Here is a 16,849-nt window from a genome sequence, read left to right on the forward strand (position 1 = left end):
TACTTAAAATCACGATTCCATTTTTCAAGCAATTTCCATTATCAAAAATCTATCATAAAGTCTTTTTACTTCCTACGAAATATGCTAATTTGGCACAATATTCGTTATCACTTCAGATATTAAACCTATAAACGATACAGATTTCAATGCGTTACCTTGCCCTTTTTCTTATATGTGCTTGTTTTCAAATTAATGTTGCACAAGATCTTTCTGCTAATCCACTGCAATCTCAAGATGCTATTCAGCAACAAAAATGGGTAGATAGCCTTTATAATGGCATGTCTATTGATGAAAAAATTGGTCAATTGTTTATGGTTCAGGTTTTTTCTAATAAAGGAAAAGCGCATGAAAATGGTATCGCTAAACTCATTACCCAACAACATATTGGAGGTTTAATTTATTCTAATGGTGGGCCAATTCGTCAGGCCAAATTAAACAACCAATTGCAAGCGGCTTCTAAGATTCCGTTATTAATTGGTATGGATGCGGAATGGGGTTTAAGCATGCGCTTAGATTCAACATATGCATTTCCTTGGAATATGACACTTGGTGCTATTTCAGATAACCAATTGGTAGAACAAACAGGACGACAAATCGGTGAACATTGCAAACGTTTAGGTGTGCATTTTAATTTTGCGCCTGCGGTAGATATTAACACCAATCCAAAAAACCCAATCATTGGCAACCGTTCCTTTGGTGAAGATAGAGACAATGTTACGGATAAAGGTTTGGCTTTTATGAAAGGTATGCAAAGTGCAGGAACACTAGCCAATGCTAAACATTTTCCTGGTCATGGTGATACGGAAGACGATTCTCATTTAAAATTACCAACTATTAATTTCAGCGCAAAACGCATCGATTCTATAGAATTGTATCCTTATCGAAAATTGATTAAAGAAGGATTAGCAAGTGTCATGGTAGCACATTTAAATGTACCAAGTTTAGAATCAAGACCAGATTTTCCGTCGTCATTGTCTAAGCATATTGTCACCGATATTTTAAAAGACAGTTTAGGATTTAATGGTTTAATTTTTACGGATGCTTTAACCATGAAAGGCGCAGCAGATTATGTGGCACAAGATATTGATGGTACAAAAACCAAGAGTTTTGTACAAGGAGGTGAAGTAGATTTAATGGCATTTTTAGCAGGAAACGACGTAATGTTAATGTCCGAAAATCCAGAAAAAGGCATTGCTAAATTTGTTGAAGCCTTTAATAATGGCACCATCACTGAAGATCGTTTGGCACATTCGGTTAAAAAAATATTAATGGCGAAGTATAAAGTTGGGCTTCATAACTATTCACCCATTGGCATCTACGATTTAGAAAATGATTTAAATCGATTAGAAGACGACTTACTCTATGAAGAACTCATGGAAAATTCCATTACAGTCGTTAAAAACACAAATACCTTATTACCATTACGTAATTTAGAAACTAAGAAAATTGCCTATGTGAGTTTAGGAGATGATGATGGTTCTTTATTTTTAGATGAACTTAGAAAATACACCAAAGTTCACGAGATTAAAGCAGATAAGTTGGATGGTATCATTTCAAAACTTCAAAATTACAACACGGTTGTGGTTGGTTTTCATAAATCGAATTCGAATCCATGGAAAAGCTTCAAATTTTCGCAAAAAGAAATGACTTGGTTGTATGAAATTGCGAGAACCAATACCATTATTCTAGATGTTTTTGCCAGACCTTACGCCTTAAACGATTTACTTTCCATAGAAAATATAGAAGGCATGGTAATGAGTTACCAGAATAGTAAAATTGCCCAAGAGAAATCGGCTCAGCTTATTTTTGGTGCTATTGCTGCTAAAGGAAAATTACCAGTGAGTACAGGTCAGTTTTTTCCGGTAGGAACTGGAGAAACCTATAATTCCATTTCAAGTTTAAGTTACGGTTTGCCAGAACGTGTAGGTATGGATTCTAACCTATTAAGTAGAATTGATTCTGTTGCGAATCATGCTGTAAATGGCAAAATGACACCTGGTATTCAATTGCTCGTAGCACGAAAAGGGAAAGTGATTTACAATAAGAATTTCGGATATCATACCTATTCCAAAAAGAACAAAGTAGATTTTAATGATATCTATGACGTAGCGTCATTAACCAAAATATTAGCCACGTTGCCAGTATTAATGGAGTTAGAAGAGCGAGGATCCATTTCTTTAGATGATAAACTCAATAAGTTGATGCCTGAGTATAAAAACACGAACAAGAAAAATGTGACACTAAAGAAAATGTTATCGCATTATGCCCAACTCAAACCTTGGATTCCGTTTTATTATGCCACTTTAGATACGGTAACTAAAAAACCAGATCCTAAGTACTATAGAAAAACACGTACCAAAGGCTTTAATGTAGAAGTGACGAATACCCTTTTTATGCGTAACGATTATAAGGATTCTATTCAGAAAATTATACGTGAAAGTGAATTGCTATCGAGCTTGCGTTACCGTTATAGTGACTTGCCCTATTATATTCTTAAAGATTATCTCGAAGGGTTTTATGACAAACCGTTAAGTGAAATTGCGGACGATCGTTTTTACAAATCTCTAGGAGCCAATTACACCACTTACAATCCACGCAAAAAATTCAGCTTAAAAGATATTGTACCGACTGAAGTAGATAATTATTACCGTTACAAAAAAGTACATGGTTACGTACACGATATGGGAGCCGCTATGCAAGATGGTATTGGCGGACACGCAGGAGTTTTTAGTAATGCCAATGATGTTGCTAAAATAATGCAGATGTATCTACAAAAAGGCTTTTATGGTGGCAAACGTTATTTTAAAAATGAAACCGTAGATAAGTTTAACTATTGTTATTACTGTGGCAACAATAACCGAAGAGGTATTGGGTTTGATAAACCGCAATTAGGCGAGGAAGGTCCAACCTGTGGCTGTTTATCCATGACGAGTTTTGGGCATTCCGGATTTACAGGAACCTACGCTTGGGCAGATCCTGAGGAAGAAATTGTTTATATATTTTTAGCCAATAGAACCTATCCGCAAGCAGGAAAAAACTTATTGCTAAGAGAAAATATTAGAACCGAAATTCAACGCTTAATTTATGAGGCGATTATTGATTAGAGTGCCTAGAGTTTTAAGTTTGAAATTATTTAAAGTTGGAATTCGCCAATACGACAGTGTTAATTTCAAGAAGGGATGAATTTAAAAAAGACCGCACACTATAAATTTGCAAGGATTAAGAATCGATAACGACCGAAACCAAATACGTAACGTTAAGTGCTTGAAATTTCAGACACTTTAAATTTTAAAAAAAATGAAAATAGGAATAGTGTGTTACCCAACCTTCGGTGGAAGTGGAGTGGTTGCTACAGAATTAGGCTTAGAATTGTCTAAACGTGGTCACGAGATTCATTTTATAACCTACAGTCAGCCTGTACGTTTAGAATTGTTGAGTAGTAATGTGCATTTTCACGAAGTGCATGTTCCAGAATATCCGTTGTTTCATTATCAACCCTATGAGTTGGCCTTATCAAGTAAATTGGTAGATATGGTAAAGCTACATGGCATTGAATTATTACATGTACATTATGCCATTCCGCACGCTTATGCAGCTTATATGGCGCAACAAATGTTAAAGGACGAAGGTATTAACGTACCAATTGTAACTACGTTGCATGGCACTGATATTACCTTAGTTGGAAGTCATCCGTTTTACAAACCAGCTGTGACGTTTAGTATCAATAAATCTAACGCAGTTACTTCGGTTTCAGACAGTTTGAAGAAAGATACCATGCGTTTATTCAATATTAAAAAAGAGATTCATGTGGTGCCTAATTTTATAGATTTAGAAAAACAGAATCATAATTTTACGGATTGTCAACGTGGTATGATGGCAGACGATAACGAACGAATTATAACACACATTAGTAACTTTAGGGAAGTGAAACAAATTCCTGATGTCATAAAGATTTTTTACAACATCCAAAAAGAATTACCAGCCAAATTAATGATGGTAGGTGAAGGACCAGAAAAAGAAGGAGCAGAACGATTGGCTGAAGCATTAGGAATTTCGGATCGTGTTATTTTCTTTGGAAACAGTCATGAAATCGATCGTATTTTATGTTTTAGCGATTTATTTTTATTACCATCACAAACCGAAAGTTTTGGTTTAGCAGCTCTAGAAGCGATGGCAAATGGAGTGCCAGTAATTTCAACAAACACAGGTGGCTTATCTGAAGTTAATGAAGATGGCTTTTCTGGTTATTTAAGTGATGTCAATGCAGTTAAAGATATGTCTGTAAATGCTGTTAAAATCTTGTCAGATATACCTACTTTAAACAAATTCAAAGCCAACGCTAAAGCGCAATCACAGAAATTTGATCTTCGTGAAATTGTACCAATGTACGAAGCCATTTATGAGGAAACGTTAAAAACGTATATGGTGTACTAGTGATAGTTGCCACAAATATTCAGGAGAATCAGAGATCACTATTTTTTTCAATAATTTTGAAAGTCTAACTTTAAGAAAGCGTATCATCTTATTCAAGAAGCTATGATTGACGGTAGTTATGCCATAAGCATAAACTTTCGAATACAGAAAGTAACCAGAGATTGGCACCTGATACTGAAACGTCTTCCCTCTGGGAAGGTTGGATGGGCTTTTCTACCACATCGTACTAACCTCTTCCTTAATAAAAGCCAAAGCTGCATTACTCGGAGCCGCTTTATCCATAAGTTCGGTTAAAACCACTTCGCGCAGTTTTTCGGCAGTATCAGTACCTTCTTTCATAGTCGCTTTTCTAATCAACTGAATTGTGGCGTTTTTTGCCGCCTGGGTAATGGACCAACATTGATCGCTAACGTAGATTTGTTGCGTTAAATTGTGTTCAAACTCTTGCTCAATAGTGGCAATAAGTAGACTTTCGTAATCTTCTTTATTTGAGGATGTTGGATTCGTTCTTGTTAATAATTTTGAAGGCGCAATACGTTCTAAAAAAAGGGTTATGCGCTCATAGGCTTGCAGTCGCAATGGGAAGGATGCTTTTTGCATATCCTTTTGTAATAAAAAACGTCTGCGGTTGTCTTCATTTTCAATGAATTGTTTGAAAAAATAATAGGCTAAAGCACCAACAATTAAAGCAGGTGCAAGATTAAAAATAAGCGTTAAAAGGTCATCAATATCCATCGAAACTATTTTTTTGAGTTGATTTTTAGTTTATCAATTGCGAATATAAAAACAATCTAAAGAACTCTTATTTAGAATTCAAATAATCTAAAGTAAGTTGCGTAAATGCTTTTACTCCGAGTAACATGCCACTTTCATCAATCATAAAATCAGGAGTGTGGTGTGGAAAAGCTCCTTTCGATGTGTCGCTTGGCGTCATACCTCCTAAAAAGAAATAAATGCCAGGCACTATTTCTTGAAAATATGAGAAATCTTCACCACCTGTGGTCGCTTTCATAAGTTTTACATTCTCAGTTCCTGCGACTTTTTGCAATGATGGTAACATTTGGTCTGTTAACTCAGGATCGTTGTAGGTAATCGATGTTTGGTTTCTAAAAGAAATTGTAGCTTCACCACCATAGGCTTTCGCAATGGTTTCGGTCATTTCAGTCATGCGCCTTTCAATCATAGTCCGCATGTCTTTGTCTAAAGTTCTTACCGTTCCTATTAATTGAGCGGTTTCAGGTATGATATTAAATCGGGTTCCTGCGGTTATTTTTCCAACGGTAATTACAGCAGCTTCATCCGTTAATTTGGCTTCTCTACTAATAATGGTTTGCAAACCATCAATGATTTTAGCCGAAATTAAAATAGGATCTACACCAGACCAAGGTTGAGAGCCATGGGTCTGTTTCCCTTTTACATCGATAACAAAACGCTCTACAGAAGCCATAATGCCACCTTTTTTATACTTTAAAGTACCAACAGGAGTGCCTGCGTTAATGTGCAGTCCAAAAATAACATTGACCTTCGGATTTTCTAAAACTCCTTCTTTAATCATGAGTTTTGCGCCACCTTTTTCGCCTGGCGGAGGGCCTTCTTCCGCAGGTTGAAAAATAAATTTTATCGTCCCTCTTATTTTGTCTTTATGTTTAGAGAGCACTTCAGCTGTAGCCATTAAAATAGCGATATGCGTATCGTGTCCACAAGCATGCATCACGCCAGTTTCTGTACCTAGAAACGTCGTTTTGACATCAGATTTAAACGGTAAATCATTTCGTTCTGTTACAGGAAGCGCATCAATATCGGCTCGTAAAGCCACCACTTTACCAGGTAAGTCGCCTTTTAGTAAGCCAACAACTCCAGTGATCGCTACTTCGGTTTCAACTTCCAATCCTAAAGATTTTAAATGCGCAGCAATTTTTTCAGCGGTTTTAAATTCTTGATTCGATAATTCTGGGTTTTGGTGGAAATACCGTCTCCATTCAATAAGCTTTGATTCAATGGACGCAATGTCTTCATCAAGAGCGTTTTGAGCAAATGATAAGGTTGATGCAAATAGTAACAGGTATAAAAATGGCTTCATGTTGTTTAATTTTGCCCTAAGATATCGAAATTTTATCAAACTAAATTTTGAAATATTTTTATAATTTATACGCTTTACATTCGGAAAACTATAAGACTATCCGTAATTTCACAACTTCAAAAAAACGTAACTTGGAAAAGTATCTCAGTCAACTTAACGACGCACAATTAGAACCTACCTTACAGATTGATGGTCCGATGATTATCATCGCTGGCGCAGGTTCGGGCAAAACACGTGTGTTGACTTATCGTATCGCTTATTTAATGAGCAAGGGTGTGGATTCTTTTAATATTTTAGCACTCACCTTTACCAATAAGGCTGCCAAGGAAATGAAAGGAAGAATTGCTGATATTGTTGGCGATGGTGAAGCTAAAAATCTTTGGATGGGAACGTTTCACTCTGTTTTTGCTAAAATATTACGTTTTGAAGGGCACCACCTCGGTTTCCCAAGCAATTTTACCATTTACGATACACAAGACTCTCAGAAATTAATGGGTTCCATTATTAGGGAAATGGGACTCGACAAAGATATTTACAAAACAAAACAGGTTTATAGTCGTATTTCATCTTACAAAAATAGTTTGGTGACTGTAAAAGCCTATTTTAAAAATCCCGAATTGATGGAAGCCGATGCTATGGCAAGGCGACCAAAAATGGGAGAAATCTATAAAGAATATGTAGACCGTTGTTTTAAAGCAGGTGCTATGGATTTTGATGATTTGTTGTTAAGAACCAATGAGTTGTTAACCCGTTTTCCGAATGTATTAGCACAATATCAAAATAAATTTCGCTATATTCTGGTCGATGAGTATCAAGATACCAACCATTCTCAATATTTAATTGTGAGAGCCTTGGCTGATCGTTTTCAGAATATCTGTGTGGTAGGTGATGATGCACAAAGTATTTATGCATTCCGTGGTGCTAACATTAATAACATCTTGAATTTTCAAAAAGATTACGATAATGTTAAAATGTACCGATTAGAACAAAATTACCGTTCTACAAAAAATATTGTTGGTGCAGCAAACTCAGTCATTGAACATAATAAAACCAAGATTGATAAAATCGTTTGGACGGCAAATGTTGAAGGCGAAAAGGTGTTGGTGCATCGTGCTATGACAGATGCAGACGAAGGACGCTATGTAGCAAGTACCATTTGGGAAACCAAAATGAATCACCAATTAGCCAATAGCGAGTTTGCGGTTTTGTATAGAACCAATGCACAGTCTCGTGCTATTGAAGATGCCTTAAGAAAACGTGATATTCCCTACCGAATTTACGGTGGATTATCATTTTACCAACGCAAAGAAATTAAGGATGTTACGGCTTATTTGCGTTTAATTCTCAATTCTGCAGATGAAGAAGCCTTAAAACGCGTTATTAATTATCCTGCCAGAGGCATAGGTCAAACCACCATTGATCGTTTGTTAGTGGCGGCAAATGCCACAGGAAAAACCATTTATGATCTTATTAAGAACATTGATACTATTTCCATAAACATTAATAATGGGACTAAAAATAAACTTCGAGATTTTGTAACGCTTATTGAAAGTTACAAAGTCATGAATCAGACAGCTAATGCGTTTGATTTAGCAGAGCATGTCACTAAAACCAGTGGTTTAATTAGAGAGTTAGGAAAGGATGCGACACCAGAAGGAGTGACACGTATTGATAACGTTCAAGAATTATTGAATGGTATCAAAGATTTCGTAGAAGGCCAAATGGAACTCGCTGATGCTGGTGACTCTTTGGCTGAATTTTTAGAAGATGTGGCTTTGGCAACTGATTTAGATGCCGATAAAGGCGATCCAGATCATGTGGCTTTAATGAGTATTCACATGGCGAAAGGCTTGGAGTTTGGTCATGTATTTATTGTAGGTATGGAGGAAGATTTATTTCCAAGTGCCATGAGCATGAATACGCGTAGTGAACTCGAAGAAGAACGTCGCTTATTTTATGTCGCCATTACCAGAGCAGAAAAACAAGCGTATTTAACCTATACCTTATCGCGTTACCGATGGGGAAAATTAATAGATGCCGAACCTAGTCGATTTATTGAAGAGATTGATGAAGAATTTGTAGACATTATTACACCATTAAAAGAACAACGATTCAACCCAATGCTCGATGCCTCCATTTTTGGAGATATTGAGCCTAACAGAGTAAGATTCGCAAAACCAAAGACAGCCAAAATGCCGAAAAAGAACACAAAAGCCAAACCTGAAAATTTTGAAATCAAAGCGCCAAAGAAAATGGTTCCAGTTGCTAAAACTGAAGAACAGGCATCTTTTGAAACAAAATTAGAGGTAGGAGACAAAGTGAATCATCAGCGGTTTGGTAGAGGTGAAGTGATTAATATTGAAGGGAAAGGTGCGGACTCTAAAGCTGAAATTAAATTTCAGAAAGGTGATGTCAAAAAATTATTGTTGCGTTTTGCAAAGCTTCAGATTATGAGATCTTAAAAAGGGCGCATTAAACGCTTAATAGCTCCGCTTTAGATACTTTAAGGTAAGGGTTAGTAATTCTAAAAATTATATGTTATTTTGTTAATGCAATTTTAAAAACTGCATGGTATGGCTGAGTTTATTAAAATATATCCTGAAAACCCGAATCCGAAAGCGATTCAGAAAGTCGTTAGCGTTTTAAAAAGTGGTGGATTAGTCATTTATCCAACCGATACCGTTTATGGTTTAGGCTGCGATATTACCAATATAAAAGCTTTAGAACGCATTGCCAAAATTAAAGGGGTTAAGCTAGAAAAATCTAATTTCTCATTTGTCTGCGAAGATTTAAGTAACCTGAGTGATTACGTTAAGCAAATTAATACAACGACCTTTAAAATCTTAAAACGTGCTTTACCTGGACCTTACACGTTTATTCTACCAGGTTCAAAAAACTTACCCAATCCCTTCAAAAAACGAAAAACAGTTGGTATTAGAGTACCAGACAATTCCATCGCTTTAGCCATTGTAGCAGCATTAGGAAACCCAATTGTATCCACGTCAATTAGAGATGACGATGACGTTTTAGAATACACTACTGACCCAGAATTAATTCTTGAAAAATGGGATAATTTAGTCGATTTAGTTGTTGATGGTGGTTATGGCGACAACGAAGCTTCTACTATTATTGATTTGTCCGAAGACGAACCTGTAGTTATTAGAGAAGGTAAAGGGAGTTTGGAGATTTTTTAAATATCTCATATGAATATTTTATAGAGGTAGAAGAATAAAGAAGTGATGTTTGTGTGGAACAGTAGCTTCACCTGTTTTAAAATTATTGATAAATATCAAATTAGTAATAATCAGATTAATCTTCTGATTCTTAAAAAAGCTCATGAAGGAATTCCTATAGAAAATTGGGATATGTTTATTCAATTTTAGATAAATCTTATATCAAATCTTAAACGTTTACCCTCGAGCAGGTTTCTTCACACTATAAAACAAGACCAAACCAATAACACCTGTGACTAAAAAACCAATAAACAAAGGCAGTACTGAGGTTGTAACGAAACTACCGATATAGTTGGCAATAGGAACAGCCATAACGGTTGAAATAAAGCCATTGAGTGCAGAACCAATACCTGCAATATGTCCCATGGGTTGCATGGCTAAAGCCCGATAATTTCCGAATAAAAAGGCAATACTTGCAAATTGAAGCATTAAAAATGCCATCAATATTTCGATGGGTGGATTGATGCCAGACCAAAATATAATCACATAACACAATGATATGGTGACGAATGAAATCATAGCGATATGCACTAAATTCCACATACCAAAGCGCATCACAATGGTACTGTTTAAAAACGTGGCTAAACCAATGGTTGTGGCTAAACTGGCAAAGATGTATGGAAAGTAGTCTCCCAAATTATATTGCACCTGAAAAATTTGTTGAGACGTACTCAAATAGACCATAAAAGAACCCGTTACTAATCCTGAAAGTAGGGTGTAAACTACTGCTGATTTTATTCTAATAAATGAAATGGTACCCGATTTAAAAATAGAGAGTTTAAAGGTTTTCTTATATTTTTCGTGAAGTGTTTCGGGTTGCCGTTTCCAAAACCATAGGATCACTATTAATCCGAATATGAGATTGAAACTAAAAATGGATTTCCAACCAAATTGTCCAAGCAAAAATTGACCAAGCATAGGTGCAACGACAGGAACTAAAATAAAGGTCATCACTACAATAGAAAGAATCTTAGCCATATGGTCACCACTGTAAGAATCTCTCACCATCGCAATACTCATGGTTCTCGCAGAAGATAAACCAATACCTTGCAGTACGCGTCCAAAAATCATCATTTCAAAATTACGCGTGGTCACACATATAATAGACGCGATTACGAATACTCCAAAACCAACATAGATCACAGGTTTGCGTCCAAAACTGTCTGATAATGGTCCAAAAAGAAGCTGACCAAATCCGAGACCTAAAAAAATAGCGGTTATCAGTTTCTGATTTTCAGTAGCACTTGCACTGCTAATATGTGCACCAATATTAGGCAATGCAGGTAAAACAGCATCAATAGATATAGCGACGATAGCCATTAAAGCTGCCATTAATAACACAAATTCTAATTGCGACCGTTGTTTATTTTGCATGGCGCAAAAGTAGTTTAATTATACATGAATTAAGGTTTGGTTTTAGAGGAATATAAGAGATAATGCTATTATAAAATTTATGATTTATGAATATCATCCGAAACTAACCAAAACCCACAGGTTCATCTTATATTTGCATAAAATTAAAGGGAATGCAGCATTATAAAGAACGTTCTAAAACGTCAAAAACGGATAAGCCAAAAGTTACTATGGCAACGGCTTTTAAAACGATTATCTGGCCAAGACGAAATTTGGTTTTACTAGGCTTATTACTAATTGTTATTAGAAGTTTATCAGGTCTTATTTTGCCATGGCAAAGTAAAGTATTGTTAGACGATGTGGTGCCTAACAAAGATTTCGACCAGTTGTATTTACTCATTGGTATTGTAATTGCAGCAATTACCGTTCAGGCGCTAACATCGTTTGCTCTAACTAAAATATTAAGCGTACAAGCCCAATACCTTATCAGCGAATTACGTGCACAGGTGCAGAAAAAAGTACTGTCGTTGCCTATTAGTTTTTTCGATAACACAAAATCAGGTGGTTTAGTGTCGCGTATTATGAGCGATGTGGAAGGTGTACGGAATTTAATTGGTACTGGTCTAGTGCAATTGGTAGGTGGCACGTTTACAGCCATTGTATCTATGGTAATTTTAATAAAATTGAATGCTTGGATGACGCTATTTGTGTTTGTTCCGCTATCAATTTTTGCGGTCATCGCTTTAAAAGCCTTTAAATATATTCGACCAATATTTAGAACACGAGGAAAAATCAATGCAGACGTTAAAGGCCGTTTAACAGAAACCTTAGCTGGTGTGCGTGTGATAAAAGCATTTAATGCGGAAGAACAAGAAAATAAAGTCTTTGAAAAAGGAGTCGATGCTATTTTTCAGAATGTAAAAAAGAGTTTAACAGCAACAGCGTTAATGACGAGTTCTTCCACCTTTTTGATAGGAGTAGCCACTACCGGAATTATGGGAATTGGTGGTTACTACATGATTGATGGTAGTATGACGACAGGTGAATTCTTATTCTTCACATTAGTCCTCGGTTTTATGATTGCACCCATTGTACAAATGAGTAATATTGGGAGTCAACTTACGGAAGCTTTAGCTGGTTTGGACAGAACTGAAGAGTTAATGAATATGACAGCCGAAGATGATGACGAAAATAGAACTATTGAAATTGAAAACTTTAAAGGCGAATTAGAATTTAACGACGTGTCTTTTGAATATGAAGAAGATAAAGAGGTGCTACACAACATAGATTTTAAAGCTGAGTCTGGTTCCGTCATTGCCTTAGTTGGAAGTTCAGGTTCTGGTAAATCGACGATTGCAGGCTTATCTGCCACATTTTTAAATCCGAAATCAGGAACCATAACCATCGACGGTCAAGATCTATCGAAAGTAAAATTGAATAGTTTTAGAAAGCATTTAGGTGTGGTGTTACAAGATGAATTTTTGTTTGAAGGTTCTATTAGAGAAAATATTATGTTTCCGAGGCCAAACGCCACTGAAGCCCAATTACTAGCTGCGGTAAAAGCGGCTTACGTTAATGAATTTACAGATCGTTTTGATGAAGGCTTAGAAACGTTGATAGGTGAACGAGGAGTGAAATTGTCTGGAGGGCAACGCCAACGAATAGCCATAGCAAGAGCCATTTTAGCCGATCCGAAGATTATTATTCTAGATGAAGCGACCTCTAATTTAGATACCGAAAGTGAAGGGTTAATTCAAAAGAGTTTATCTGAATTGACTAACAATAGAACAACGATTGTTATTGCGCACCGTTTGAGCACCATTAAAAAAGCAGATCAAATTTTAGTGATTGAAAACGGACGCATTGCAGAACGTGGTACGCATGATGAATTGCTGAAAGCAGAAGGACGTTATTATGATTTGTATACGTTTCAGGCTAAAATATAATACTAAAGTGTCTAAGCTTTAAATAAAAATAAGACCTGCTAGGTTTTTAAAACCTGACAGGTCTATTAAAATCTCGTTAAAGAGGAATATTCCCATGCTTACGATTAGGTCTAACAACATCCTTATTTTCAAGCATGCTAAACGCTTTTATCAATTTACGTCTCGTGTTTTGTGGTAAAATTACATCATCTACAAAACCACGTTCGGCTGCACTGTAAGGATTGGCAAATAATTCAGCATACTCAGCTTCTTTTTCTTTCCATTTGGCTTCTTTATCGTCAGCAGCATTGATTTCGCGTTTAAAGATAATTTCCGCAGCGCCTTTGGCTCCCATCACCGCAATTTCGGCATTTGGCCACGCAAAATTCATGTCCGCACCAATGTGTTTAGAATTCATAACATCATAAGCGCCACCATAGGCTTTTCTCGTAATCACCGTGATTCTTGGAACGGTAGCTTCGCTAAATGCGTAGAGTAATTTTGCTCCGTTAACGATAATGCCACTCCATTCTTGGTCAGTTCCTGGTAAAAATCCTGGGACATCTTCTAAGACTAACAACGGAATATTAAAACAATCACAGAAACGTACAAATCGTGCTGCTTTTTTAGAACTGTTTACGTCTAAAACACCAGCTAAAAACATAGGTTGATTCGCAACAATACCAACAGATTTGCCACCTAAACGTGCAAAACCAACAATGATATTTTCTGCGTAATCTTTATGAATTTCGTAAAACGAGTCTTCATCGATAATGCCATGAATCACCGCATGCATATCGTAAGGTTTGTTAGGGTTTTCAGGAACTATCGATGATAGTACATCTCTAATTTCGTCTTTTAATTCAAATGGGATGTCATCGGCTTTTGTTTTATTACTCTGTGGTAAATAGCTTAAAAGTTTTTTAATGTCTTCTAAACATTCCACATCATTAGTGGATGTTTTATGTGCCACACCAGATTTTGAGGAATGTACGCTGGCACCACCTAATTCTTCACTGGTTACTTCTTCATTAGTTACTGTTTTTACCACATTTGGACCCGTCACAAACATATAACTCGTGTCTTGAACCATTAATGTAAAATCCGTCATCGCAGGCGAATATACCGCTCCACCAGCACAAGGACCCATAATTGCAGAAATTTGAGGAATCACACCAGACGCCTGAACATTGCGATAAAAAATATCAGCATAACCACCTAAAGAACGCACACCCTCTTGAATTCGTGCACCACCAGAATCATTCAATCCAATAATTGGTGCACCAACGTTAACGGCCATATCCATAATTTTACAGATTTTCTCCGCATGTGTTTCTGATAATGACCCACCAAAAACGGTAAAGTCTTGTGCAAATACATAGATTAATCTTCCGTTGACAGTGCCGTAGCCTGTAACCACACCATCACCATAAAATTGTTGGTCTGCCATTCCGAAATCCTTGGTTCTGTGTGTGACTAAGGCTCCGATTTCTTCAAAAGAACCTTCATCTAAAAGATACATTACACGTTCTCTTGCGGTTAGTTTTTTCTTTTGGTGCTGTTTGTCTATTCTGGCTTGTCCGCCGCCTAGTTTGGATAAGGCTAGTTTTTCGTTTAGGGTTTTTATGTTGTTGTTCATACTTTTTTCTTTTCTTGCTTTTTTCTCGCAAAGTCGCTAAGACGCAAAGCTGTATGTATTATATTGTTTATTGTTTAGTTGTCAGTTCATTTGAAACTCTGAAAACTGAGACTGCGACTGAAAACTAATTTGGTACTCGTAATAATTTCTGTTCTTCTAAATATTTTTTCAATGCAATTTTCGCAGCAATTTCTGCTTCTAATTTGTGTTGTGCTTCTAAAAGGCTAGGTGAGTAGTACTTTTTTACAAAATGGGTATCGAAGTTGCCACTTCTAAAGGCTTCATGTTCGCAAACAAACCGTCCAAATGGTAATGTGGTTTCTACACCTTTAATATGATAATTATCAATGGCTTTAATCATCAATTCAATAGCTTCTTCACGTGTTTCACCATAAGTGATTAATTTTGAAAGCATTGGATCGTAATAAATGGGAATATCCATACCTTCCTCAAAGCCGTTATCCACTCTAATGTTTTCACCTTCTGGTAATTTATAAACTTCTAAATTTCCCACGCTTGGTAAGAAATTGTTCATGGGATCTTCTGCATAGACTCTGAGTTCTAGAGCATGACCTTTGATTTTTAAGTCTTCCTGTTTAATATCTAGTTTTTCACCTCTAGCGACTTTAATCTGAAGTTCTACCAAATCAACACCTGCAATCCATTCCGAAACAGGATGTTCTACTTGTAATCTGGTATTCATTTCTAGGAAGTAGAAATTTAGGTTTTCGTCTAATAGAAATTCAACAGTACCAGCACCAATATAATCACAAGAACGTGCTACGTTGATTGCTGCTTGTCCCATTTCTTCTCGTAATTCAGGAGTTAAAACCGCAGAAGGAGCTTCTTCAACTACTTTTTGATGACGACGTTGTACAGAACATTCACGTTCAAAAAAATGTAATAAATTGCCATGCATATCAGCCATGATTTGTATTTCGATATGACGTGGCGAACCTACATATTTTTCAATAAAGACAGAACCGTCTCCAAAAGCTGATGTAGCTTCACTGATGGCTCTATTCATTTGCGATTCAAATTCGGCTTCATTTTCTACAATCCGCATGCCTTTTCCACCACCTCCAGCAGAAGCTTTAATTAGAATAGGAAAGCCAATATCCTTAGCAATTTTCTTAGCTTCAGGAATATCAGTTATGGCTTCATCTGTGCCAGGAACCATTGGTATATTGTAATCTTTAACCGTATCCTTTGCCGCTAATTTGCTTCCCATAACTTTAATGGCATGTGAGCGTGGTCCAATAAAGAGGATATTATTTTTTTCGCACAATTCTGCAAAATCAGCATTTTCACTCAGAAAACCATAACCTGGATGAATGCCGTCAACGTTAAGATTTTTGGCGACTTCTATAATTTTATCACCTCGTAAATACGATTCATTTGAAGGTGCAGGTCCAATACAAACCGCTTCATCTGCGTATTTTACATGCAATGCATTTCTATCGACTTCAGAAAATACAGCGACCGTTTTGATGCCCATTTTCTTTGCGGTTCGCATCACTCTGATGGCAATTTCTCCTCTATTTGCTACTAGTATTTTTTTAATTTTATGCTGAACTTGTTTCAGTATCTATTCCATATAACACGGAATATCTTTTAATTAAACTTACAATATCTACAAGGTTTTGACTTCGACTTCGCTCAGTCACCATAAAACTTTGCAGTATAACATTAGGCTTCAAATTCTATTAACATCGCATTTTTATCAACGGTTTCTCCTTGTTTCACACTGATAGATGTAATAACACCATCTCGTGGTGAATTAATGACATTTTCCATTTTCATGGCCTCCAAAATCAGTAAAGGGTCATTTTCTTTTACCTCTTGACCTTCGTTGACGCTAATTTCTAAAATTAAACCAGGCATTGGTGCTTTAATATCGTTGACTTGTTTTGAAGCACCAATTTCAAAGCCAAGGGCTTCAATTTGTTGGTCTAAATCATCATGGATAGAAACGTCATAGACGTTATTGTTCACCTTTACGGCATACGACTTTCTGTTGAAATCTGATTGTAAAATTTTAGCCTTTATAGACCTGTTATCTTGAAGAATATGATAATTATCTGTTGTGGTTTCTATGGCATCTAGAGACTCTAAAGTGTCTTTTGAAATATCGAAACTATGAGAACTATTGACTTTTATTTTGTACATAAACTAAGGATTATTA

At 36.2% G+C, this 16,849-nt stretch carries 11 protein-coding genes; 5 read left to right on the top strand and 6 right to left on the bottom strand.

The window, feature by feature from the left end; all coding sequences use genetic code 11:
- Positions 1-146 precede the first annotated feature (146 nt).
- Positions 147-3,104, top strand: coding sequence for a glycoside hydrolase family 3 N-terminal domain-containing protein (locus AB8B52_RS00295; protein WP_406024075.1), 2,958 nt, complete (start codon positions 147-149; stop codon positions 3,102-3,104).
- A 193-nt stretch (positions 3,105-3,297) separates the two neighbouring features.
- Positions 3,298-4,434 (top strand): N-acetyl-alpha-D-glucosaminyl L-malate synthase BshA, encoded by a 1,137-nt coding sequence (gene bshA, locus AB8B52_RS00300; RefSeq protein WP_406024077.1) that lies wholly within the window; start codon positions 3,298-3,300, stop codon positions 4,432-4,434.
- A 213-nt stretch (positions 4,435-4,647) separates the two neighbouring features.
- On the opposite strand, the gene AB8B52_RS00305 is transcribed toward bshA, so the two are convergent.
- Positions 4,648-5,169 (bottom strand): hypothetical protein, encoded by a 522-nt coding sequence (locus AB8B52_RS00305; protein ID WP_406024079.1) that lies wholly within the window; start codon positions 5,167-5,169, stop codon positions 4,648-4,650.
- 67 nt (positions 5,170-5,236) lie between these two features.
- Positions 5,237-6,514 (bottom strand): M20 family metallopeptidase, encoded by a 1,278-nt coding sequence (locus AB8B52_RS00310; protein WP_406024081.1) that lies wholly within the window; start codon positions 6,512-6,514, stop codon positions 5,237-5,239.
- Between the two features lie 131 nt (positions 6,515-6,645).
- On the opposite strand from AB8B52_RS00310, the gene AB8B52_RS00315 reads away from it, so the two are divergent.
- On the top strand, positions 6,646-8,976 hold the full coding sequence (locus AB8B52_RS00315; RefSeq protein ID WP_406024083.1) for an ATP-dependent helicase: 2,331 nt from the start codon (positions 6,646-6,648) through the stop codon (positions 8,974-8,976).
- 111 nt (positions 8,977-9,087) lie between these two features.
- Positions 9,088-9,708, top strand: a complete 621-nt coding sequence (locus tag AB8B52_RS00320) for an L-threonylcarbamoyladenylate synthase (protein WP_406024085.1) — start codon at positions 9,088-9,090, stop codon at positions 9,706-9,708.
- A gap of 216 nt (positions 9,709-9,924) precedes the next feature.
- Here AB8B52_RS00320 and AB8B52_RS00325 read toward each other — a convergent pair whose 3' ends face one another.
- A complete protein-coding gene (locus tag AB8B52_RS00325; protein WP_406024087.1) occupies positions 9,925-11,121 on the bottom strand; it encodes a multidrug effflux MFS transporter in 1,197 nt (398 codons plus the stop codon).
- A gap of 152 nt (positions 11,122-11,273) precedes the next feature.
- Here AB8B52_RS00325 and AB8B52_RS00330 point away from each other — a divergent pair, with 152 nt between their 5' ends.
- Entirely contained in the window at positions 11,274-13,046 is a 1,773-nt protein-coding gene (locus AB8B52_RS00330) for an ABC transporter ATP-binding protein (protein ID WP_406024089.1), read from the top strand.
- 76 nt (positions 13,047-13,122) lie between these two features.
- Here the strand turns inward: AB8B52_RS00330 and AB8B52_RS00335 are convergent, their stop codons facing one another.
- The 3 genes from AB8B52_RS00335 to AB8B52_RS00345 form a co-directional block, all read right to left on the bottom strand.
- Positions 13,123-14,664, bottom strand: coding sequence for an acyl-CoA carboxylase subunit beta (locus tag AB8B52_RS00335; RefSeq protein ID WP_406024091.1), 1,542 nt, complete (start codon positions 14,662-14,664; stop codon positions 13,123-13,125).
- 124 nt (positions 14,665-14,788) lie between these two features.
- Positions 14,789-16,228, bottom strand: a complete 1,440-nt coding sequence (gene accC, locus AB8B52_RS00340; protein WP_406024153.1) for an acetyl-CoA carboxylase biotin carboxylase subunit — start codon at positions 16,226-16,228, stop codon at positions 14,789-14,791.
- Between the two features lie 125 nt (positions 16,229-16,353).
- Entirely contained in the window at positions 16,354-16,833 is a 480-nt protein-coding gene (locus tag AB8B52_RS00345) for an acetyl-CoA carboxylase biotin carboxyl carrier protein subunit (RefSeq protein ID WP_406024093.1), read from the bottom strand.
- Positions 16,834-16,849 lie beyond the last annotated feature (16 nt).

It is taken from the genome of Winogradskyella sp. (assembly GCF_045105575.1).
Classification (GTDB): domain Bacteria; phylum Bacteroidota; class Bacteroidia; order Flavobacteriales; family Flavobacteriaceae; genus Winogradskyella.